15 protein-coding genes are annotated in these 23,225 nt (G+C 49.1%); 8 read left to right on the top strand and 7 right to left on the bottom strand.

What is annotated here, in order from left to right; genetic code table 11:
• Window positions 1-49 precede the first annotated feature (49 nt).
• Together HMPREF6485_RS07765 and HMPREF6485_RS07760 are read left to right on the top strand one after the other, a co-directional pair.
• Entirely contained in the window at window positions 50-1,558 is a 1,509-nt protein-coding gene (locus HMPREF6485_RS07765) for an ATP-binding cassette domain-containing protein (protein WP_004345816.1), read from the top strand.
• 15 nt (window positions 1,559-1,573) lie between these two features.
• Complete coding sequence (locus tag HMPREF6485_RS07760; protein ID WP_004345815.1) at window positions 1,574-2,086, top strand: hypothetical protein; 513 nt, start codon at window positions 1,574-1,576, stop codon at window positions 2,084-2,086.
• A 238-nt stretch (window positions 2,087-2,324) separates the two neighbouring features.
• On the opposite strand, the gene HMPREF6485_RS07755 is transcribed toward HMPREF6485_RS07760, so the two are convergent.
• Complete coding sequence (locus HMPREF6485_RS07755; protein WP_004345812.1) at window positions 2,325-3,167, bottom strand: DUF5715 family protein; 843 nt, start codon at window positions 3,165-3,167, stop codon at window positions 2,325-2,327.
• 459 nt (window positions 3,168-3,626) lie between these two features.
• A complete protein-coding gene (gene thrS / locus HMPREF6485_RS07750; protein WP_004345810.1) occupies window positions 3,627-5,579 on the bottom strand; it encodes a threonine--tRNA ligase in 1,953 nt (650 codons plus the stop codon).
• A gap of 275 nt (window positions 5,580-5,854) precedes the next feature.
• Here thrS and thrA point away from each other — a divergent pair, with 275 nt between their 5' ends.
• The 6 genes from thrA (at window position 5,855) to HMPREF6485_RS07720 (ending at window position 16,763) form a co-directional block, all read left to right on the top strand.
• Window positions 5,855-8,290, top strand: a complete 2,436-nt coding sequence (thrA, locus tag HMPREF6485_RS07745; RefSeq protein ID WP_004345809.1) for a bifunctional aspartate kinase/homoserine dehydrogenase I — start codon at window positions 5,855-5,857, stop codon at window positions 8,288-8,290.
• Between the two features lie 27 nt (window positions 8,291-8,317).
• Window positions 8,318-9,565, top strand: coding sequence for a cofactor-independent phosphoglycerate mutase (locus tag HMPREF6485_RS07740; protein WP_004345807.1), 1,248 nt, complete (start codon window positions 8,318-8,320; stop codon window positions 9,563-9,565).
• A gap of 7 nt (window positions 9,566-9,572) precedes the next feature.
• Entirely contained in the window at window positions 9,573-10,877 is a 1,305-nt protein-coding gene (thrC, locus tag HMPREF6485_RS07735) for a threonine synthase (protein ID WP_004345805.1), read from the top strand.
• A 48-nt stretch (window positions 10,878-10,925) separates the two neighbouring features.
• A complete protein-coding gene (locus HMPREF6485_RS07730; protein ID WP_004345804.1) occupies window positions 10,926-12,410 on the top strand; it encodes an alkaline phosphatase family protein in 1,485 nt (494 codons plus the stop codon).
• Between the two features lie 725 nt (window positions 12,411-13,135).
• The gene (recJ, locus tag HMPREF6485_RS07725) at window positions 13,136-14,857 is read left to right on the top strand and encodes a single-stranded-DNA-specific exonuclease RecJ (RefSeq protein WP_004345803.1); all 1,722 of its coding nucleotides are present in this window, start codon (window positions 13,136-13,138) and stop codon (window positions 14,855-14,857) included.
• A gap of 4 nt (window positions 14,858-14,861) precedes the next feature.
• Complete coding sequence (locus tag HMPREF6485_RS07720) at window positions 14,862-16,763, top strand: RecQ family ATP-dependent DNA helicase (RefSeq protein ID WP_004345802.1); 1,902 nt, start codon at window positions 14,862-14,864, stop codon at window positions 16,761-16,763.
• Window positions 16,764-16,966: 203 nt separating this feature from the next.
• On the opposite strand, the gene ilvC is transcribed toward HMPREF6485_RS07720, so the two are convergent.
• From ilvC to ilvD, 5 genes are all read right to left on the bottom strand, one after another.
• Window positions 16,967-18,010 (bottom strand): ketol-acid reductoisomerase, encoded by a 1,044-nt coding sequence (ilvC, locus tag HMPREF6485_RS07715; RefSeq protein ID WP_004345800.1) that lies wholly within the window; start codon window positions 18,008-18,010, stop codon window positions 16,967-16,969.
• Between the two features lie 193 nt (window positions 18,011-18,203).
• The gene (locus HMPREF6485_RS07710; RefSeq protein WP_004345798.1) at window positions 18,204-18,974 is read right to left on the bottom strand and encodes an acyl-[acyl-carrier-protein] thioesterase; all 771 of its coding nucleotides are present in this window, start codon (window positions 18,972-18,974) and stop codon (window positions 18,204-18,206) included.
• The gene (gene ilvN / locus HMPREF6485_RS07705) at window positions 18,958-19,515 is read right to left on the bottom strand and encodes an acetolactate synthase small subunit (RefSeq protein WP_004345796.1); all 558 of its coding nucleotides are present in this window, start codon (window positions 19,513-19,515) and stop codon (window positions 18,958-18,960) included. Before ilvN ends, HMPREF6485_RS07710 begins: the two co-directional genes overlap by 17 nt.
• A 115-nt stretch (window positions 19,516-19,630) precedes the next feature.
• Window positions 19,631-21,346, bottom strand: a complete 1,716-nt coding sequence (gene ilvB / locus HMPREF6485_RS07700; RefSeq protein ID WP_004340570.1) for a biosynthetic-type acetolactate synthase large subunit — start codon at window positions 21,344-21,346, stop codon at window positions 19,631-19,633.
• Window positions 21,347-21,356: 10 nt separating this feature from the next.
• On the bottom strand, window positions 21,357-23,159 hold the full coding sequence (gene ilvD / locus HMPREF6485_RS07695; RefSeq protein ID WP_004345795.1) for a dihydroxy-acid dehydratase: 1,803 nt from the start codon (window positions 23,157-23,159) through the stop codon (window positions 21,357-21,359).
• Between the last annotated feature and the right edge of the window lie 66 nt (window positions 23,160-23,225).

Genomic DNA, 23,225 nt, shown 5'->3' with positions numbered 1-23,225 from the left:
ATGTCGTGAACAACCGGTGTAAACAGCCCACAACAACTCGTTAACGGGGATGCAAAAGATCATACATATAGAAAAAGGAGTGGCAGGAATGCCCGAATGGCGACTGGCCGAGCCCGTTGATTTCGAGCTTGCCGATGGTGAACACATCGCCATCGTCGGGCCGAATGGCGGTGGCAAATCCATGTTGGTGAATATGCTGACAGGCCGGCACTCCTTGCTGACACATCCTCCCCATTATGATTTTTCTCCAAGTACCAAACCGTTGGTGAGTGACAACATCAAGTATATCACTTTCCACGACTCCTATGGCAGTGACAACGACCGTACTTATTTCTTACAACAACGCTGGAACCAGCAGGAAATAGATGAGAATACGCCCACCGCAGACCAATGGTTGGAAGAAGCCTATCGTATGGACGGCGAGGACTCTCCCGAACGTCATAGATTCAAAGAACACCTTTGTCGGCTCTTCCACATGGAGACTTTGCTTGATAAGTATATCATTCTCCTCTCAAGCGGCGAATTGCGCAAACTCAAACTCCTTTCCACGCTCTTATCTTCCCCAAGGGTGCTCATCATTGACAATCCGTTCATAGGGCTGGATGCCGGCACCCGTAAGCAACTGAAAGACTTGCTCAGAGAATTATCCGCCCGACAGACGCTACAAATAATCCTCGTGTTGAGCAAATGCGATGAGATTCCCGAATTCATCACTCACGTGGTGGAAATCAACAATCTTCGGGTGAGTGCCAAGGAAAAGCGTACAGATTATATTGCCCGCCGGCACGAATGGCTTTCCGCCACGCTCCCACAAGACTGTCGAGAAGCCATCCTCTCCCTCCCTTACATCCACGTAGCCGCCCTATCAGAAAATGTGGTCAGGATGAATAAAGTGAATATCCGATATGGGGAACGTCCTATTTTAGAGAGTCTCAATTGGACTGTGAGAAAGGGAGAAAGGTGGGCATTAAGTGGAGAGAACGGTTCGGGAAAGTCTACCCTACTCAGTTTAGTGTGTGCCGACAATCCACAAAGCTATGCTTGCGACATCTCCTTGTTCGGAAAAGCCAGAGGAAGCGGCGAAACCATCTGGGAAATCAAAAAACGCATAGGCTATGTATCTCCTGAAATGCACCGTGCATATCGGCGCGACCTGCCCTGCATCCGGATTGTAGCCAGCGGACTGACAGACTCCATAGGGCTCTATGCCAAGCCGCAAGAGGAAGACTATGCCTGGTGTCGCTTCTGGATGCGCATTTTCGGCATTGAAGCGTTGGCCGAACGGACATTCCTCAAAATTTCCAGTGGCGAGCAAAGACTGGTGTTATTGGCCCGTGCTTTCGTGAAAGATCCGGAATTGTTGATTCTCGACGAACCTCTTCACGGACTTGACAATCCAAACAGAAGTAAAGTAAAAGACATCATAGACATTTTTTGCCAGCGACAAGACAAGACACTGATCATGGTCACACACTATCAGGAAGAACTTCCCACATGTATCGATCATCAACTTTTTCTCACCCGACATACACAAAAAGAACAAAAAAATAACATTTAAAAACGATTAGAAAATATGAAGAAACTATTATCTTTGGTGTTTTTCACCATGCTGCTATGCACTCCAACAAAAGCGCAAGATGTGCTCAACTACATGATGCACAACGCATTGGAAACGGTCAATGACACGACCAAGAGCTTATTCGAAAGGAAAGTGGCCATCTTCAAATATGACGAACTCACTTACATTCGCGGCAAAATCCTTCCGGCAGCCGATATGCTTTCCGGCAACATGAATGTAGATACGCTCAATGCCAAAATCAAACAACTCAACGAGTTGAGTTATGCCATGCACCAGTATCTCCAACTTTATTTCAAACGTTTGGACGAATGCAAGAAGAAAAACCGCGATAAGGTGATATTCTTCTTCAAGCGTGCCACCATTGACAGTCCGCTCTTCAATGATGAAGATAAAGAACTTGTAAATGCCTATTACGACCGCGATGACTATCCCTTACAGTTTTGCTTGGACTGCGATTGGGAAAAAGCTCTCGGTGTGATACGCAACATAGACTGGTCAAAATACTAACGAAAGCCACTTCTGACATTCCGCATTTTTGAATCAAAGTTTGCGTGCATCGCAAAATAATCACAAAAATAAGGGAATTAAAGAATATCGTTTCATGCTTCAACATGATTCTATTCTTTAATTCCCTTACTTTTTGTTTTCTTAGCTATCAAATGCTGATTTCAAAATAGCTGGCCTATACGACTTTTCCCACATTTCCCCATATACTGCCCAAGCAGAATTATATACACTATCAGCATCAACGCGTAGTGATATGGAAGCAGCCTTGATGCACCTCATACTTGATCCAGCAACGTTCCTGCTGCCGAAGGTCGCGCAACACTTCACTGAGTACCCATTTCAACGTATCGTTACGCACTGCTCGACGCTTCTCGCCGGGACTTTCAACTGTCTTATACCGGTTGTAGCAAATATCAAAAGTCGTCCCATACATGTGACAGGAGTTTTGAGTGGCATTGCCGTTATGACTTCTAAGTTTCTGCACATCTTCCTTACTCCGCATCACACTCGTAACAATAAGCTTGTGCAAGGGTACTCCTTTCACTTGCAACGAATCGAAAAAATTGCGCCCTATGTCCTGCAACAGTTCCGAAGCCCGCGGCACAAGATAGGGAATACTGGAACGGAGCTCGTCGATATAAAAATAAGGATTACTACCCACATACACAAGTTCGGCCTTCTTACCTTCAGCTTCTGAACGATTAGCCACCGGCTGCACTCCCCACTTGTTGGCCGATTCCAACTGTACATCGTTTTGGTCGGGAAATGTCTGTGCAAAATTGGGAACACTGAATATACGATGTTTGGTCAATGTCCCGTCCTCATTGAAAAAAGGTGAAGTCGCCGCCACCCGAAAATCGGAATCATTAGCGGGCACTGTTTCCTTGTTTTTCTCCTTCAGCGACACCTTGTCCACACTGTCACTTAGGGCATAAGCCACAGAATCGGTCGAGAGAGAATCCATTGCAACCACACCACTGCCCCTTGGTTCAGCGATACGGGGAAACACACAGCGTATGATGGCCAGCACCACCACAACAACAGAAAAACCGAGAAGAAACTTATTCTTGTTTGATTTCATCCAAATCCTTTTTCTAAGCACCTGCAAACTTACGAAAATTCGCCGTAAAAACCGAAAGAATTTGGAAGATTAACGCAATCTGTTCGCAGAAAGCAAAATAACTCCATGCAAGCGTATCAGGACTCCTTTGTATATGCCAACCAACCAAGTGCCAACCCAAAAGTCCTGCCACAGAGACTGTGCATGGCTGTTGCACATACTGTGCAAGGCTGCCGAACAGATGGTGCAAAGCCTCCGCACAGATGGTTCAAGGGCTTCGCACCAAAGTAAAGGTAGCATTTGTGACACTTGAAGTAAAGAAGCTCGGTAAGCCGAAATGGCTATACTACACAACAAAAAGAAAAAATACGGGTGGCAAATAGTTTGATGAAGCTATTTGTCACCCGTTTCGTTATTTTAAAAACCCAATACCCGTCCATTCCAAAAAATCAGAAAGACAGGCTTTCTTGGGAGTTATTCTTATTCTTTCACGGTCGAAAGCATGTCGGCCACTTCACTGTTGATGCGCTGCGCAAACTCTTCCATCGTCATGGTAGCCTGCTCGCCCCCCCCCTGCTTACGCATACTTACAAGGCCTTCGGCACTCTCTTTCTCACCGACGATGACCATGTAAGGCACACGTTTCAACTCGTTGTCGCGAATTTTACGGCCAATCTTCTCGTTGCGTTCATCAATGATGGCACGCACCCCCACAGAGTCGAAATAGCGTGCCACGCTCTTGGCGTAGTCATTGTACTTTTCTGAAATGGGCAGGATGGCCACCTGATCGGGTGTCAGCCACAAGGGGAAGTGACCGGCAGTGTGCTCGATGAGCACGGCGGTGAAACGCTCCAGTGAGCCAAACGGCGCACGGTGAATCATGACAGGTGTCTTCTTTGAGTTATCCTCGGCAGTGTATTCAAGCTTGAAGCGGTTCGGGAGATTGTAATCAACCTGAATCGTGCCCAACTGCCAACGGCGACCAATAGCGTCTTTGACCATAAAGTCGAGCTTAGGACCATAGAAGGCTGCCTCACCAAGCTCAACACGGGCCTTGAGTCCCTTCTCGGCGCAGGCTTCCTTAATAGCCGTCTCACTCTCCTCCCACACCTCGTCGGATCCGATATACTTCTCCTTATCGTTAGGATCACGGAGGGAAATCTGGGCCTCATAGTTGTCGAAACCGAAGATGTTGAATACCTTCAGGATGATGTCGATATTGGTCTCAAACTCTGCCTTCACCTGATCCGGACGCACGAAGATATGCGCATCGTCTTGTGTGAACGTGCGTACCCGGGTGAGACCATGCAGTTCGCCACTCTTCTCGTAGCGGAACACCGTGCCAAACTCGGCGATGCGCAAAGGCAAATCTTTGTAGGAACGGGGCTTGCGGGCGAACACCTCACAATGATGAGGGCAGTTCATCGGCTTGAGCATGTATTCCTCGTCTTCTTCCGGCGTATGAATGGGCTGGAAAGCGTCTTTGCCATAATGTGCATAGTGGCCGGAAGTGACATAAAGACTCTTACCGCCTATGCCCGGCGTGATGACCTCCTGATAGTTGTAAGGGCGCAACATGCTGCGCAGCAGCTCTTGCAGGCGAAGACGAAGTTCGGTGCCTTTGGGCAGCCAAATGGGTAACCCCTTGCCCACCCGCTCCGAGAACATGAAGAGTTCCATCTCCTTGCCTATCTTGCGATGGTCACGCTTTTTGGCTTCTTCAAGCATCACAAGATACTCATCAAGCATCTTCTTCTTGGGGAAGCTGATGCCGTAGATACGGGTCATTTGTTCGCGCTTGGCATCACCGCGCCAAAAAGCACCGGCGACACTTGTTATCTTGAGGGCCTTGATGGCACCGGTAGATATAAGGTGCGGGCCACGGCAAAGGTCGGTAAAATTGCCTTGAGTGTAGGTGGAAATACTTCCGTCTTCAAGATCCAAATCGATGTGCTCACACTTATAAGTCTGCCCGTCGGCCTTAAATTCTTCCAGAGCTTCGGCCTTGGGCACTTCACGCCGCACCACCGGTTCGTCTTTTTTGGCCAATTCAAGCATCTTGGCCTCTATCTTGGGGAAGTCGTTTTCGGAAATAGTCTGCCCGCCGGCCGGCATCACGTCATAGAAGAAACCATTCTCTATGGCCGGACCGAATCCGAACTGAATGCCGGGATAAAGCTCTTTCAGGGCTTCAGCCAACAAGTGGGCGGATGTATGCCAGAAAGTGTGCTTCCCTTCTTCATCCTCAAATTTGTAGAGCGCAATGGTTGCATCGTCGTTGATAGGACGGTTCAGCTCTACTGTTTCGCCATTGACACCGCAAGATACAACGTTGCGAGCGAGAGCCGGCGAAATGCTCTCGGCGATTTGAAGTCCGGTCACTCCCTGTTCATACTCACGGACAGAGCCATCCGGAAATGTGATTTTTACCATAACAAATGATACGATTATTTGTAACTATATGTAAATTACTGCAAAAGTAGGAAGAATTTATAGAAACAGCAAAAATAAACGGGATATTTTTCCCGAAAATTAAGTGAAGTCAAGATGCAGCTACACTCCGCCCGGATAACAATACCGTGGAAAAATCTACAAAATATCATCGGATTTATTGCGGATTTGATGTAATTATTGTAAATTTGCAACCAAGTTTTGCTTCAGCCCCGTTTGTTCCGGGGGGAGCATTGCATTACTAAACATTATTGCAAATGAAAGTCTTAAAATTCGGCGGAACATCTGTTGGTTCCGTCAAAAGCATTCTCAGCTTAAAGAAGATTGTAGAAAACGAGGCCAAGCATCAGCCGGTTGTAGTCGTAGTAAGTGCCCTTGGGGGTATTACCGACAAGCTGATAGCCACCTCAAAGTTAGCCCTAAAACACGATGATGGGTGGAAAACGGAGTTTGACGATATGGTGGACAGACACCATAAAATGATAGACACCATCATCACCGACACCAAGAAACGAGAAGACTTGTTCAACACCGTCGATGCCCTTTTCGAACAGTTGAGGAGCATCTACTTCGGTGTGTACCTCATACATGACCTGAGCGAGAAGAGCCAAGATGCCATCGTGAGTTATGGCGAGAGACTTTCAAGCAACATCGTGGCCACACTCATCGGCGGAGCCAAATGGTATGACGCCCGCAACTTCATCAAGACAGAGCGCAAAAATGGCAAGCACGTTCTCGACAACGAGCTGACCAACAAGTTAGTTTTAGACACTTTCGACAATCTGCCGCGGGTGTCGCTCGTGCCGGGCTTCATCAGCCGCGACCGCGACACAGATGAGACTACCAATCTAGGAAGGGGCGGCAGTGACTACACGGCAGCCATACTGGCAGCTGTGCTTGATGCCGAGGTGCTGGAAATATGGACCGACGTGGATGGATTCATGACTGCCGATCCTCGCATTATCAAGACAGCCTACACCATCAACGAGTTGAGTTACATCGAAGCCATGGAACTTTGTAACTTCGGTGCCAAGGTCATCTATCCTCCGACCATCTATCCCGTATGCATCAAGAATATCCCCATCAGGGTAAAAAACACGTTCAATCCTGAAAATCCGGGCACCATCATCAAGCAGGAGGTGGAAGACAACCGGAAGCCTATCAAGGGTATATCGTCTATCGGAGGTACGGCCCTCATCACGGTGACAGGCCTTTCGATGGTGGGAGTGATAGGCGTGAACCGCCGCATATTCTCCAAACTGGCGGCACACGGTATCTCCGTGTTTATGGTGAGTCAGGCTTCTTCGGAAAATTCGACCTCCATCGGTGTGCGCGAGCAGGATGTTGCTGCTGCCGTGGAGGTGCTCAACGATGAGTTTGCCGCAGAAATAGAAGACGGTGCCATGTTTCCCATGCATGCCGAATGTGGACTGGCCACCATCGCCATTGTCGGTGAGAACATGAAACACGCTGCCGGTATTGCCGGTAAACTGTTCGGCACACTCGGTCGCTCGGGCATCAGCGTAATAGCCTGCGCACAGGGAGCATCGGAAACCAACATCTCGTTTGTCGTGAAGGCAGAGTTTCTACGCAAGAGCCTCAACGTGCTTCACGACTCTTTCTTCCTCTCTGAATACAAGGTGCTCAACCTTTTCATCTGCGGTGTGGGCACTGTGGGGGGCAAACTCATCGAACAAATCAAGAAGCAATACGAAGAACTGAAAGAGCGCAACCGCCTAAAACTCAATGTGGTGGGCATCGCAAGTTCAAGAAACGCCATCTTTAACCGCGACGGACTCGATCTGGAGAATTTTCATGACGAACTGAAACGGAGCGAACCCAGTACACCCGAACGGCTGCGTGATGCCGTCATCAACATGAACATATTCAACTCGGTGTTCGTAGACTGCACAGCCAGTAAAGACATAGCCATGCTCTACCAATCGTTTCTGGAGCACAACATCTCTGTGGTTGCAGCCAACAAGATAGCCGCTTCGAGCGACTACGACAGTTATTTGAGACTCAAGACCACGGCTCTGGCACGAGGGGTGAAATTCCGTTTTGAAACCAATGTGGGGGCAGGGCTCCCCATCATCGGCACCATCAACGACCTGCGCAACTCGGGAGACAAAATACTGAAAATAGAAGCGGTGCTGAGCGGTACACTCAACTTTATCTTCAATGAAATCAGTGCCGATGTCCCCTTCTCCGAAACGGTACTCAGGGCTAAAGAGCAAGGATATTCGGAGCCCGATCCCCGCATTGACCTCAGTGGTACGGATGTTGTCCGCAAACTGGTGATTCTCTCCCGCGAGGCCGGCTACAAGGTGGAACAAGCCGACGTGGAGAAGCATCTTTTCGTGCCCGACGAATACTTTGAAGGCAGTTTGGAGGATTTTTGGGAGCGGTTGCCCCGACTCAATGCCGACTTTGAAAAGCGCCGCAAGCAACTCGAAGCGGAAGGCAAACGCTGGCGTTTCGTGGCAACAATGGAGGGCGGAAAGACCAATGTAGCCCTGAAAGCTGTAGATCGCAACCATCCTTTCTACAATTTGGAAGGAAGCAACAACATCGTGTTGCTCACCACCGACCGCTACAAGGCCTATCCGATGCAAATACAAGGCTATGGAGCCGGGGCCGGCGTGACGGCTGCCGGTGTTTTTGCCAATATCATGAGCATAGCAAACATATAACCCAATCACCAAATAAAGAGACGCAAGATGAAACACATTATTATATTAGGCGACGGTATGGCCGATCACGCCGTGGAGCGTCTGGGGAGCAAGACGCTTTTGCAGTATGCCAATACGCCCTACATGGACTTGTTGGCCAAACAGGGAAAAACCGGACGACTGATGACCGTGCCTGACGGTTTCCTACCCGGAAGCGAAGTGGCCAATACAGCCATCCTCGGCTACGACCTCAACAAGGTGTATGAAGGCAGGGGACCGCTGGAAGCAGCCAGCATAGGATATGACATGGCTTCGGAAGACATGGCCATGCGCTGCAATCTTATCACCTTGGATGATGGAAAAATCATCACACACAATGGCGGTAACCTTTCAACAGAGAATGCCGATATACTGATCAACTATCTGAACGACAAGTTGGGTAACGAACAGGTGAGATTCATCACGGGCATCCAATACCGGCACCTACTGGTCATCAAAAATGCCAGTAAGCATATTGTCTGTGCTCCCCCACACGACCACCCGAATGAAGAATGGCACCCCCTGCTCGTGAAACCCGAAGAGGGGGACTGGAGCAACGACCCGGCAGAAAAGGGGCGGATGACACCCAAAGAGACGGCCGATTTGATAAACGACCTGATTATAAAAAGCCAAAAGCTGCTGGCAGAGCACCCGTTCAACAAGGCAAAAACAGCCTGTGGCGAACGGCCGGCTAACAGTATCTGGCCGTGGAGCGGTGGCTACCGCCCTTCCATGGAAACACTGATGCAGCTTTATCCGAAGGTCAAAAGCGGAAGTGTCATATCGGCCGTAGACCTCATACGCGGCATAGGACGATATGCCGGACTGGAAGTCATCATCGTTCCCGGAGCCACCGGACTCGCCGACACCAACTACGAGGGCAAGACCCAAGCTGCCCTCGAGGAACTGAAAAAAAAAGATTTTGTATTCCTTCACGTGGAAGCCAGCGACGAAGCGGGACACGATGGAGATTTGGAACTGAAAATCAAGACCATAGAAAATCTTGACCGGCGGGTGGTGAAGCCCATCTACGAAGAGGTGAGCAAGTGGGAAGAACCGGTGTGCATAGCCGTACTGCCCGACCACCCCACTCCCGTGGAAATCCGCACCCATGTGAAAGAGCCGGTTCCATTCTTGATATGGTATCCGGGGATCGTCGCCGACGAGGTGAAACAATATGACGAGGTGAGTTGTGTAAGTGGCAGTTACGGCATGCTTCACCTGCAAGAGTTTATGCAAACATTCATGAAATACTAACAAAAAGATGAAATATTACAGTACCAATCAGGTGGCGCCACACGCCACTTTGGAAGAAGCGGTCGTGAGAGGGCTGGCCCCCGACAAGGGACTTTATATGCCCGAGATAATCAAGCAACTGCCGAAAGACTTTTTCGACCATATAGAGACGCTCTCATTTCAAGAAATAGCCTATCGGGTGGCCGATGCTTTCTTTGGAGACGATGTGGAGCCCGATGCGCTGAAACAAATCGTATATGACACGCTGGCTTTTGATGCTCCGGTCGTGAAGGTGGAAGACAACATCTATAGTCTTGAACTTTTTCATGGCCCGACATTGGCATTCAAAGACGTGGGAGCCCGCTTCATGGCCCGTCTGCTTCAGCATTTCATCAAGAAAGAAGCCGGCGGACAAACGGTTAATGTACTTGTAGCGACTTCCGGAGACACGGGATCGGCCGTAGCTAACGGATTCCTGGGTGTCGATGGAATCCATGTATATGTGCTCTACCCCAAAGGGAAGGTGAGCAAGATTCAAGAATGCCAGTTTACCACGCTCGGACAGAATATTACAGCCATAGAAATCGACGGCGTATTCGACGACTGTCAGGCTCTGGTAAAATCGGCCTTCATGGATGAAGAACTGAACAGGCATATTAAACTGACTTCGGCCAACTCCATTAACGTGGCACGTTTCCTGCCCCAGGCATTCTACTATTTCTATGCCTACGCACAACTGAAAAAACTTGGCAGGCAGCATGAAGTCGTGATATGTGTGCCGTCAGGCAACTTCGGCAACATCACGGCCGGCATCTTCGGCAACGAAATGGGATTGCCCGTCAAGCGTTTTATTGCGGCCAATAATGCCAACGACATCTTCTATCAATATCTCAAGAGCGGAAAATATGAGCCAAAGCCTTCCAAACAGACCATAGCCAACGCTATGGATGTAGGAAACCCGAGCAATTTCGCCCGCATCTATGACTTGTTTGGCGGTTCTCACGAGAGGATTACGAGCCGCATCAGTGGGGCTACCTATACGGACGCCCAAATCATGGAAACCATGAGACAGTGTCACAAAGATACGGGCTACACGCTGGATCCTCACGGTGCGTGCGGATACAGAGCCTTGAAAGAACTCCTCCAACCGGGAGAGACGGGAGTGTTCCTCGAAACTGCCCACCCGGCAAAGTTCAAAGAAAAGGTGGATGCCATTCTCAATGGAAACATCCAAATACCTGAACGGCTGGCCAACTTCATGCGTGGCAGGAAGCAGAGTATAGAGATGTCCAAAGACTTTAATGATTTCAAAGACTTCTTGATGAAAGTATGAGAATCAAACGGATATTCCAAGCACCTTCACTATAATAAAAATACAATTATGACGAGAAAGAACTTTGTATGGCTGCTCCTGTGCATCGCCACGCTGACAGCCTCCGCACAAGTGCCCAGACCGAAACTGGTGGTTGGAGTGGTAGTCGACCAGATGCGGTGGGACTACCTCTACTACTATCAAAACGAGTATGGAGAGGGAGGGCTGAAACGAGTGATCAACGAGGGATTCAGCTGTGAAAACACGATGATCAACTATGCACCGACCGTGACGGCCATTGGCCATGCGAGTGTGTATACGGGAACCGTACCAGCCCTTCACGGCATTGCGGGCAACAATTTCTATCAAGACGATGCCGGTGTCTACTGCTGTGGTGACAACCAAGTGGCCGGTGTGGGCAGCAATTCGCCCGAAGGCAAGATGAGCCCTAGCCGCATGTTGGCGACCACCATTGGCGACCAACTGAAAATCGCCACCGACTTTCGCTCAAAGGTGATTGGTGTAGCACTGAAAGACCGTGCCTCCATTCTTCCGGCCGGACACAGTGCCGACGGTGCCTATTGGTGGGACACATCGGCCGGACAATTTATCACATCGACCTTTTACATGGACAAGCTTCCCGATTGGGTGACGGCGTTTAACAAGACACACCGGCAAAAAACCGGTACCAATGTCAAGACGGCCAATATCGGGGTCACACTGACATTTCAAATGGCAGAAGCGGCCTTAATAAATGAGCAGTTGGGCAAACATGCCGATACGGATATGCTCACCGTGAGCGTATCGTCGACAGATGCCATCGGGCACGAATACGGGACACGTGGCAAAGAAAATCACGATGTCTACATGCAGTTGGACAAAGACTTGACAACGTTCCTCAACGCCCTCGACAGGGAAGTGGGAAAAGGCAACTACCTGCTGTTTCTCACTGCCGACCACGGAGCAGCCCACAATTACAACTTAATGAAAAACCATCGCATCCCTGCAGGGGCATGGAATTACAAGAAAGCCACTGCCGAACTGAACAAATATCTTGAAAGCCGTTTTGGCATCGCACCGGTGATGGGAGAAGACAACTACCAATTCTATTTCAACGACAGCACCATCCAAGCCAAGGGACTGGAAAAGAAAAAGGTTGTCGGTGATGCCATCAAATGGTTAAAACAGAACACGAAGGAGTATCTCTACATCGTGGATAACGAGAATTTGGCCAATGAAACGATGCCTTCCATGCTCAAAGAGCGATTGACCAACGGCTATAACCGGCAACGAAGTGGCGAGATAACAGTGGTGACGCGTCCGGGATTTTTCGGTGCAACAGACTCACCAAACTATCGGGGCACCATGCATGGACAACCCTACCCATACGACGCTCATATCCCATTGGTTTTTATGGGATGGAACATCAAGCACGGGGCTACTGCGCTGCCCACCCGCATCGTTGACATTGCGCCTACGGTGTGTCAAATGCTGCATATCCAACAGCCCAACGCCTGCATCGGGAATGCCATCCTGCCGGTTGCGGAGCAATAAGCAATAATCACAAGCCGTCCGATATTAAGCAGGGAGATTTCCGGATAGAGCATTGTCAAAACCAAAACATAAAAGGGGTGTGTCAAAACAGGCACATCCCCGTTGTGTTTTCAGATAGTCTCAAAAGACAAGTTCGGGCAGCATCGTTCCGTCTTCATCTTTGTGCAAGACGTTCGCACCACTCGCGCATAGGCCATGCGCAAGCTGTTCGACAGTCTTGCACAAAGCGTTCAAAGGCTTCGAACGGAAACAAGACGCTTCCACCAAATTCCACATCGTGGTGGCATAATGCGCACAACTGAATACCGTAGACTGGCCGATACGTCTGCATTCGTCTATCGTACTATTTCAAGCAGTTCCGATTCAGGCGACGCTCCGGATGACTTTTCATGAAACCACTCACATATTACCGTTGACAACCTTTTTTAATTATCTTCGTATACCATGATTCAGAAATAATTACTATCTTTGCAAAAGATAGTCTGCACTCGGCTGTTTCCAAACAGACTCCTATTGCACCTACTTATGCCATTTCGGTGAAAGACCGGCAAAACGCAGCGACTGCAGTCCTTTTCAAGCAAACAAGCAGAGAGAAAGGAGCACATCAAAGAAGATTGCAGATGTCTCGCCGAAGATCCCAAATTCGGCAAAGCTATATCGGGCGACCATCACAGCGGTGTCGCCACGTAAAGCATCTAACACTTGAGAAAATAAAAACAATATAAATGCATTTCAAATGGAATTACCAAACACCTACACCGGACGAAAGACAGGCAGCTGACGAGTTGGGGGAAAAGCTGAATATGAGCCCCACGCTTGCACAACTGCTCATCAGGCGAGGTATCACCACCGAATCGGCCGCCAAACGCTTTTTCCGTCCCCAACTGGCCGACCTCATCAATCCATTCCTCATGAAGGATATGGATGTAGCTGTGGACAGACTCAATGATGCCATGGGCAGGAAAGAGCGCATCTTGGTCTATGGCGATTATGATGTGGACGGATGTACCGCTGTGGCACTGGTGTACAAGTTTCTGCAACAGTTCTACTCCAATATAGGCTATTACATCCCCGATCGCTACGACGAGGGGTATGGTGTGAGCAAGAAAGGAATAGACTACGCGAAAGAAACGGGTGTAAAACTAATTATCATTCTTGACTGTGGCATCAAAGCCGTAGAAGAAATCACGTATGCCAAAAGCCTTGGCATAGACTTCATCATCTGCGACCATCATGTGCCCGACGAGGTGATGCCACCGGCCGTGGCCATCCTCAATCCCAAAAGGCCCGACGACTCCTACCCCTTCAAACATCTGTGCGGATGCGGCGTGGGCTTCAAGTTCATGCAAGGCTTTGCCAAGAACAACGACATTGCCTTTTCCCGACTCATTCCCCTACTCGACTTTTGCACCGTGGCCATTGCCGCCGACATCGTGCCGGTGATGGACGAGAACCGCATTCTTGCATTCCACGGACTGAAACAACTCAACCAAAATCCGAGCATCGGACTGAAATCCATCATTGACATCTGCGGCCTCAACGGCCGGGAAATCTCGATGAGTGACATCGTGTTCAAGATAGGACCGCGCATCAATGCCTCGGGACGCATGGAAAATGGCAGGGAGAGTGTAGACTTGCTGGTGGAACGGGAGTTTCCGGTAGCCTTGCGCATGGCCACACACATCAACGAATACAACGAACAGCGCAAGGACATCGACAAACAAATGACAGAGGAGGCCAACCAGATAGTCTCCCGACTGGAGAGCCAGCGCCATAGGTCAAGCATCGTGCTCTACGACGAAAACTGGAAGAAAGGAGTCATCGGCATCGTGGCCTCCCGCCTCACGGAAATCTATTTCCGGCCCACGGTGGTGCTCACCCGCGACGGTGACATGGCCACGGGATCGGCACGCAGCGTGACGGGCTTTGATGTATATTCGGCCATCAAAAGTTGCAGGGACATCCTCATCAACTTCGGCGGACACACATACGCAGCCGGCCTCACGATGAAGTGGGAACATGTCAAGGAATTCAGAGACCGTTTCCAAAAATTCGTAGAGGAGCACATAGAACCAGAACAGACGGAGGCCACGCTCAACATCGATGCCATGATCGACTTCAAGGACATCAACAAGCGTCTGCACACCGACTTGAAAAGGTTTGCACCCTTCGGGCCGGGCAACTCGAAACCGCTTTTCTGCACTTGTGGCGTGTACGATTACGGTACGAGCAAGGTGGTGGGCCGCGAACAAGAGCACATCAAACTCGAACTGGTAGACTCCAAGTCGAGCAATGTGGTCAACGGCATCGCCTTCGGCCAGAGTGCTTCGGCCCGCTACATCAAAAGCAAACGAAGCTTTGACATTGTATATACAATAGAGGACAACGTGTTCAAGCACAACCAAGTGCAACTACAAATAGAAGATATTCGACCGGAAAAGGAGTGAGTTTTTGGTGGAAGACAGATTTACCAACATACTTCATCGGTATTGGGGCTACCCCGACTTCAGGGGCATACAGCGCGACATCATCGAAAGTGTTGCAGCCGGGCGGGATACGCTTGGACTGATGCCCACGGGCGGTGGAAAATCGCTCACGTTTCAGGTACCCGCCATGGGGGCCGACGGCGTGTGCGTGGTGGTCACCCCCTTGATAGCCTTGATGAAAGATCAGGTGCTGAATCTGCGTAAACGGGGTATCAAGGCCGACGCCATCTACTCCGGACGCTCGCGGAGCGAAATCATACAGGTGCTGGAAAACAGCATCTTCGGTGGGGTAAAAATACTTTATGTCTCTCCCGAACGCTTGTCTTCTGAACTGTTCCAAATCAAATTCAGGCACATGAAAGTGAGCTTCATCACTGTAGATGAAGCCCACTGCATCAGTCAATGGGGGTATGATTTCCGCCCGTCATACCTGGAAATTGCAGCCATCCGCAACATCAAGCCCGATGTTCCCGTACTCGCTCTCACTGCCACGGCTACGCCACGCGTGGTGGATGACATTCAGGAACGGTTGGCTTTCAAGGAGAAGAATGTCTTCCGGATGAGTTTTGAACGGAGAAATTTGGCTTATATTGTAAGGAAAACACCCGACAAGCCCTCGCAACTCATACACATACTCAACTCCGTGGCGGGCTCGGCCATCGTCTATGTGAGGAGCCGGAAACGAACCAAGGAGATGGCCGCACTACTCACGGAAAACGGCATCAACGCCACTTTCTATCATGCGGGACTCGACACAGCCGTCAAAGACGAGTGCCAACGGGCATGGACGGACGATCAGGTGAGGGTTATTGTGGCAACCAATGCGTTCGGTATGGGCATCGACAAGCCCGATGTCAGAGTGGTAGTCCACATCGACTGCCCTGATTCCTTGGAAGCCTATTTCCAAGAGGCAGGGCGCGCGGGACGAGATGGCAAGAAAGCCTACGCCGTACTCATATACGACGGGAGCGACGAACACAAATTCCATAAACGGATAGCAGAAAATTTCCCCGAGAAAGATTATATCAGAGATGTCTATGAGCATCTGGCCTATTTTTATCAGATTGGTGTAGGGAGCGGATGCGGACGCACTTTTGCTTTCGACATAGGGAGATTCTGCTTTACCTACAAGTATTTTCCCACGTATGTAGATTCGGCCCTCCGCCTGTTGGAACATGCCGGCTATATACACTATGAGAGTGATCCCAATGACAATGCACGGGTTATCTTCACCGTGAGCAGACACACGCTCGACCATCTGGAAGATTTATCCAAAAACGAAGAAAACGTACTTACCAGTCTCATGCGGCTCTACACGGGAATATTCGCCGAATATGTCTATATCGATGAGAGCCTGGTGGCACAACAGGCCGGACTTGACAGACAGCAGGTTTATATGATTCTGAAAAACCTCAGCCACCGTAAGGTCATTCATTTCATCCCTCGTAGTAAGACTCCCTACATCACTTACTTGCAAGACAGGGAAGAAGAAAAGTATGTGATTATCCCCAAAGAGGTTTATGAGACGAGAAAAGAGCAGTATGTCAATCGCATTGAGGCCTTTCTGCAATATGCCAAGGGAGAGCATGTGTGCCGGTCGCGTCAACTATTGCTCTATTTCGGGGAAGAAACCTCGCAAGACTGCGGACACTGTGATGTCTGCATTGAGCACCAACAAGACCTGACAAGTGACGCTAATTTAAAAGAGGCTAAAGACCAAATTCTGAATTTGCTCAATGACGGAAAAAGACATCATGTGACAGAAATCAACAAGATACTCTTGCCGCCCGTACAAGTTCAGGAGGCTCTGAGATTTCTCATACATGAAGAGACGGTCCGTGTGGATGCTTCTTTCCTCTTTTTATAAACCGCGCGGAGGCAGAGGCTTGTCTCACGGAAGACAAAAAACTTGGCGTTTTTACCCTTGCCAATGGATAATTTACACATTTAATCCTTTCCCATGCTCCTCTTTTATATCTCATGCCACGACCACCATATAATCAAAAAGGACGCTTCTCTCAACGAGAAACGCCCTTTAATTATGTACGAGAAAAATTAGTTGTCAAACTATCAGTTGTTTTCCGGACGAAGCGTGCGAACCGTCACACCGGCCTGCCACATCTCCTTGTTGCGCATGTCTTCAAGTTCCTTGTTCAATTTATCACGATAGTCTGGCTGGGAGTTCTTGTCTATCGCAATTTGAGCTTCGTTACCGGTCTTCACACTCAAGTAGAGCCACTCCATGACCGGCTTGATGGCCTCACGGAAGCGGGGAGCCCAATCAAGCGCACCGCGCTGGGCTGTCGTGGAACAGTTGGCATACATCCAATCCATACCCTTTTCGCCGAAGAGCGGCATCAAACTCTGTGTCAGCTCTTCCACGGTCTCGTTGAAAGCTTCAGAAGGAGAGTGCCCATGAGCACGGAGCACATCATATTGGGCTTCAAACAACCCTTCAATGGCCCCCATCAAAGAGCCACGCTCACCAGTCAAATCGGAAGTGGCCTCGCGCTGGAAAGTCGTCTTAAAGAGGTAGCCTGCACCGATACCGATACCAAAGGCTATCGTCTTCTCTTCTGCATTGCCGGAAGCATCTTGATAAACGGCATAAGAACAGTTCAGCCCGCGTCCTTCGCAGAACATCGTGCGCAAGGAGGTGCCTGAACCCTTAGGAGCAACCATAATGACATCTATGTCACTGGGGGGAACGACACCCGTGCGATCCTGCCAGTTAATGGCAAAACCATGCGAATAATACAATGTTTTACCGGCTGTAAGATATGGCTTGATCTTAGGCCAAACGGCAATCTGACCGGCATCAGAAAGCAGCATGCAGATAATGGTTCCTTTCTTACAAGCTTCTTCTATGGGGAACAGTGTCTTACCGGGAACCCATCCGTCTTTCAGACATTTCTCGTAGGTTTTTCCTTCACGCTGCCCCACAATCACATTGAAACCGTTATCACGCAGATTGCAAGCCTGACCGGGCCCCTGAATACCATAACCAATCACGGCGATGGTTTCGTTTTTCAACACTTCATGAGCCTTTTCCAATGAAAATTCCTTACTGGTGACAACAGTCTCAATCACGCCACCAAAATTCATTTCTGCCATAAATACAAAAATTTTATAACGCCTCCGTCAGAGTGCGCAGTTAATACTATCCCTATGAACCATGCCCACCTTATCCAAAAGCAGTCCTCTTGTCGATCCATCCATCACCTATCCAAAATGACGGCAGGGGAAATCATTGTTTTAAATACGGCTGCAAAGATAACAATTTTAATTGTAACAACCAAATTTTCTTTTAATCTTTTACGAATATCATCTTACTTCTAACAACTTCCGCTTCGTTATCTGTATTTTTGATGCCTTTTGTGATGCGGACACAATACTCGCTCTCGCCTGTCATTTGGCGATAGAAGTTAAGCTGATCGCCTTGATGGCTTTCAGCAACGTACGCTATCTCAAAACGTTTCAAGTGGTGTTGTCCATAAAAATCAATATCAAACAAATCAAGTATATGCTCGATGTACTTGACCGAATTAATATGTCCATTTACATCCACATCACTGTAATAGGTGTCAATGGTACGCATAAACTCAGCACCGGAATCCATTTTAACCCTCGAACTTTTCTCTATGGGACATGGTTTTTCGGTATCGACATAGCTCATAATAAGCCCGTCATGGATGGCTAAAATATCTGTTGGCTGACGAGAATCTGTATCTATCATAGCCCAAATGCTGCGTCCATATCCGTACACCTTGCCATTCTGTCCCCTTATGGCGAAATTACGACTTGTGAAATAGCGCATAGCTCCGTCTATCCATGTGTCTACCGTGAAACGGTCATACGCCTTGGGCATTTCGCTCATTTCGATAGCCAGCCGGGATAGCACCCACGTTTTATGGTTAGGGTTGAGATAGTGCATACCATATCCCCGATCATTGCTGTGGAAATCAGCCGCATTGAGCAGATGATTACCCAAATGGCCCATAAACAAGCGATTGGCGAAGTCGCAATGAAACGGCTCCGCCAAAAAATCGTAACGTCCTATTTTACTCAGTAATTCCATTTTCTTGCTTTCCCTCTTGGTCAAGATAGTCGCTCACAGGTTCTTCAAAAGAGCGCGTCACCGCAATCCTACCACTCCGAGTGTACTGGAGCACACACCCAAACCCATTGAGCTGTTCGAACAAATCGACAATGTCTTCCGTCAAACCGGCAAGTAGCACAGTACTGTAAGTAGGATTTACTTCCATCATACGAGCATCATGCTTGCGGATGGTACGGGAGATTTCGGGATTCTCAAGCAGTGACGAAGTTGAAATCTTATACAAGGCAACTTCATGAATGAATAATTGGTCGTCTGTGTAATAGTCACTCTTAACCACATCTATCTTATTCTCAATGGCCTTGTTTATTTTTTCTATCTGCTCGGCATCACTCCAAACGGTGATCGTGTATTTATGAATGTTTTGAATGCTGCTCGCAGAAACATTAAGACTCTCGATATTTACTTGCCTACGGGTAAACACGGCCGTTATCTGGTTTAAGATACCGGCTATATTCTCCGAATAGACCAGCAAGGTATATAATTTCTTTTCGTTGTCCATCTTGATTTTCTTTGTTTTTTAATCACACCTGCTCTATAAATAGACGCATGCACAAATGGTATCCACCTACCTGTAACTGTGGCTGTCACCTTATCATTATATAAAATTCCGAGTGTCAATAATGAAGTTCCAACAACATCTCGTCAACACTCTTGCCAGGTAAGGTCATTGGCACAATGTCTTCATCTTCCTTGATGGCACATTCAAGCAAATAGGGCCCGGGGGTATTCATCATCTTCTCCACCTTGGCGCGCAAGTCTTTACGATCAATCACTGCATCATACGGAATACCGTATCCTCTGGCTATATCATCGTAGTGGGGGTTAAGCATTCTGGTGAAAGAATAACGCCCTTCATACATCAGATCTTGCCATTGGCGCACATTCCCCAGATAGTTATTGTTGAGAAGGATCATCTTCACAGGTGCCTGTTGCTCCATTATGGTGCCGAGCTCCTGAATACTCATTTGGAATCCCCCATCGCCGAAGAAGCAGCAAACGGTACGATCAGGTGCACCAAACGTAGCACCAATAGCAGCCGGCAGACCGAAGCCCATTGTTCCAAACCCACCGCTGGTAACAATGGAACGCTTTTTCCTAAACCGAAAATACCGGCTTGAAATCATCTGATTCTGCCCCACATCGTTAACCAACACTCCTTCTCCATTAGTCACCTCTGCCACGACATTGGTCACTTCGCCCATCAGCAACGGCCCGTCTGTAGGATGAATGTCGCGTTCTATAACCTTTTCATTCTCCATTCGAGCATACTGGTCGAAAGAAGCAATCCATTCCTTATGCTCATTCTTTTTCAACAAGCGGGTGATGGCAGGCAACGACATCTTGCAATCGCCCACCACCGCAACATCCGACTTGATGTTCTTGTTAATCTCGGCGCGATCTATGTCTAAATGGATCACCTTTGCCTGCTTGGCGTAGGTGGATGGGAGACCTGTCACACGGTCGCTAAAACGCATACCGATAGCGATGAGCACGTCACACTCCTGCGTCTTCATATTGGTGGCATAACTGCCATGCATTCCCAACATACCCATATTCAAGGGGTGATCGGAAGCCAATGCGGAGAGCCCCAACAGCGTGCGTCCTGCGGGAATATCGGCTTTCTCCAAGAATTCAAGCAGTTCATTGTGCGCCCCTCCCAGTTCTACTCCTTGCCCCACCAATGCGAACGGGCGTTCGGCAGCATTGATCAGTTCTGCCGCTTGAGCCACCGCTTCAGCGTCTATCTTGGGATAAGGATTGTAAGAACGGATATGGTCTACCTTCACGGGCTCCCATTCGCAACCATGCGTCTGAGCATTTTTGGGAAAATCGAGCACCACAGGACCCGGGCGACCACTCCGGGCAATATAGAAAGCACGGCTGACAGCCCATGCCACATCTTCAGGACGGCGTATTTGATAGGCCCATTTCGTGATAGGCTGTGCCACACCCACAAGATCCACCTCTTGAAAAGCATCCGTGCCGAGAGCTCCGATGCCAACCTGACCGGCGATAACCACCAAAGGTGTCGAATCCATCATGGCATCAGCCACTCCCGTCAAAGTGTTGGTGGCACCAGGGCCGCTGGTCACCAAGGCCACTCCCACCTCTCCGCTGACTCGGGCATACCCTTGGGCTGCATGGGCAGCAGCCTGTTCATGACGCACCAAAATATGGTCGAACATCTTTTTCTCTCCACGTGTATATTCGTAAAGAACATCAAACACGGGCATGATAGCTCCACCGGGATAACCAAAAATGGTTTTCACGCCCTCCAGATGAAGGGCCCGCATCAACGCTTCTGAACCGGAAATAACTTCTTTTGCCATAAATAATCTATTAGTCTATAATTCTTACTCCACCCATGTCAGCCGAACTGACACTCTGCGCGTAGGCTCTCAAGGCTTTGCTCACCTCCCGCTTACGCCGCAAAGGTTGCTGTGGACGGGCTGCCAGCTCTTCATCGGACAGCTTCACATTGATTGAGCGATTGGGAATATCTATAACGATGATGTCACCGTCTTTTATCTTTCCTATGTTGCCACCGGCAGCGGCTTCCGGCGAAATATGCCCTATGCTCAAGCCGGATGTCCCACCCGAGAAACGACCATCCGTAATCAAAGCACACTCCTTGCCCAAATGCCGGCTCTTGATATACGATGTGGGGTAAAGCATCTCTTGCATCCCCGGGCCACCTTTAGGTCCTTCGTGGGTGATGACAACGCAGTCGCCCGCATGGACTTTACCGCCAAGAATGCCCTCACAGGCATCGTCCTGACTGTCGAATACTACGGCAGGGCCTTCAAAATGCCATAGGCTTTCATCCACACCAGCCGTTTTCACGACACACCCTTTCTGGGCTATATTGCCAAAAAGCACGGCAAGTCCGCCATCTTTTGTGTAGGCATGTTCCAAATCACGGATACATCCATTCTCACGGTCGGTATCGAGACTCTCCCATTGAGCATTCTGGCTTCCCATGACGGTAGAAAATCTTCTACCCGGTGCGCTATGATAGACGCGGTCGGCTTCCGGATCAATGTCTGCAACAGTAATATCATATTTGGCCATTTGCTCGTCAAGCGTCTTTCCATCCACCCGACGCGCACTGCCGTCTATCAGTCCCCCTTTGTTGAGTTCATTCAAAATGCCCAATATTCCTCCTGCACGGTTGCACTCCTGCACGCTATATTTCTGCGTGTTGGGAGACAACTTGCACAGACAAGGCACCTTACGACTCAGACGGTCTATATCTTCCATGCGGAAGTCTGCCTCGGCCTCTTGTGCCACAGCCAGTAAATGTAATACAGTATTAGTGCTTCCCCCCATAGCGATATCGAGTGTCATGGCATTCAGAAAGGCGTTGCGTGTAGCAATATTACGCGGCAACACGCTTTCATCTCCATTCTCATAATAGGCGTAAGCATTCTTCACGATCTGCCGGGCAGCATCGCGGAAAAGTCGGATGCGATTCTCGTGAGTTGCCAGAATCGTCCCATTTCCGGGCAGACTCAAGCCAATAGCCTCGGTAAGCGAATTCATGGAATTAGCAGTGAACATACCCGAACAGCTTCCACACCCCGGACACGCACTCTGCTCAATCTTCTTCATATCCTCATCACTCGTGCTCTCGTCGGCACCATTGATCATCGCTGTGATCAAATCGGCATTCTCCCCTCTCCACCGACCGGCCTCCATAGGACCACCCGAACAGAAAACCGTGGGGATATTCAGGCGCATGGCGGCCATCAGCATACCGGGTGTCACCTTGTCGCAATTAGAAATACAAATCATCGCATCAGCCTTGTGAGCATTTACCATATACTCGACGGAGTCGGCTATGATATCGCGTGAAGGTAGCGAATATAACATACCGTCATGCCCCATGGCAATGCCGTCGTCAATGGCTATCGTATTAAATTCGGCGGCATAGCACCCCATAGCCTCTATTTCGCTTTTCACAATTTGGCCAATCTCGTGCAAATGAGTATGCCCGGGTACAAACTGCGTGAACGAATTGACGATGGCTATAATAGGCTTGCCGAATTGCTCGTGCTTCATTCCCCCGGCAACCCAAAGTGCTCTGGCCCCAGCCATACGCCGGCCTTCTGTACATACCGAACTTCTCAACTGATGTTTCATATCATTTTTGTATATAAATCAATAGTTCGTGCAAAGATACATAGTTTTTAGAGAATAACCAACAAA

The organism is Segatella buccae ATCC 33574 (assembly GCF_000184945.1).
GTDB classification, from domain to species: Bacteria; Bacteroidota; Bacteroidia; order Bacteroidales; family Bacteroidaceae; genus Prevotella; species Prevotella buccae.
This window is presented reverse-complemented; position numbering and strand designations above follow the sequence as displayed.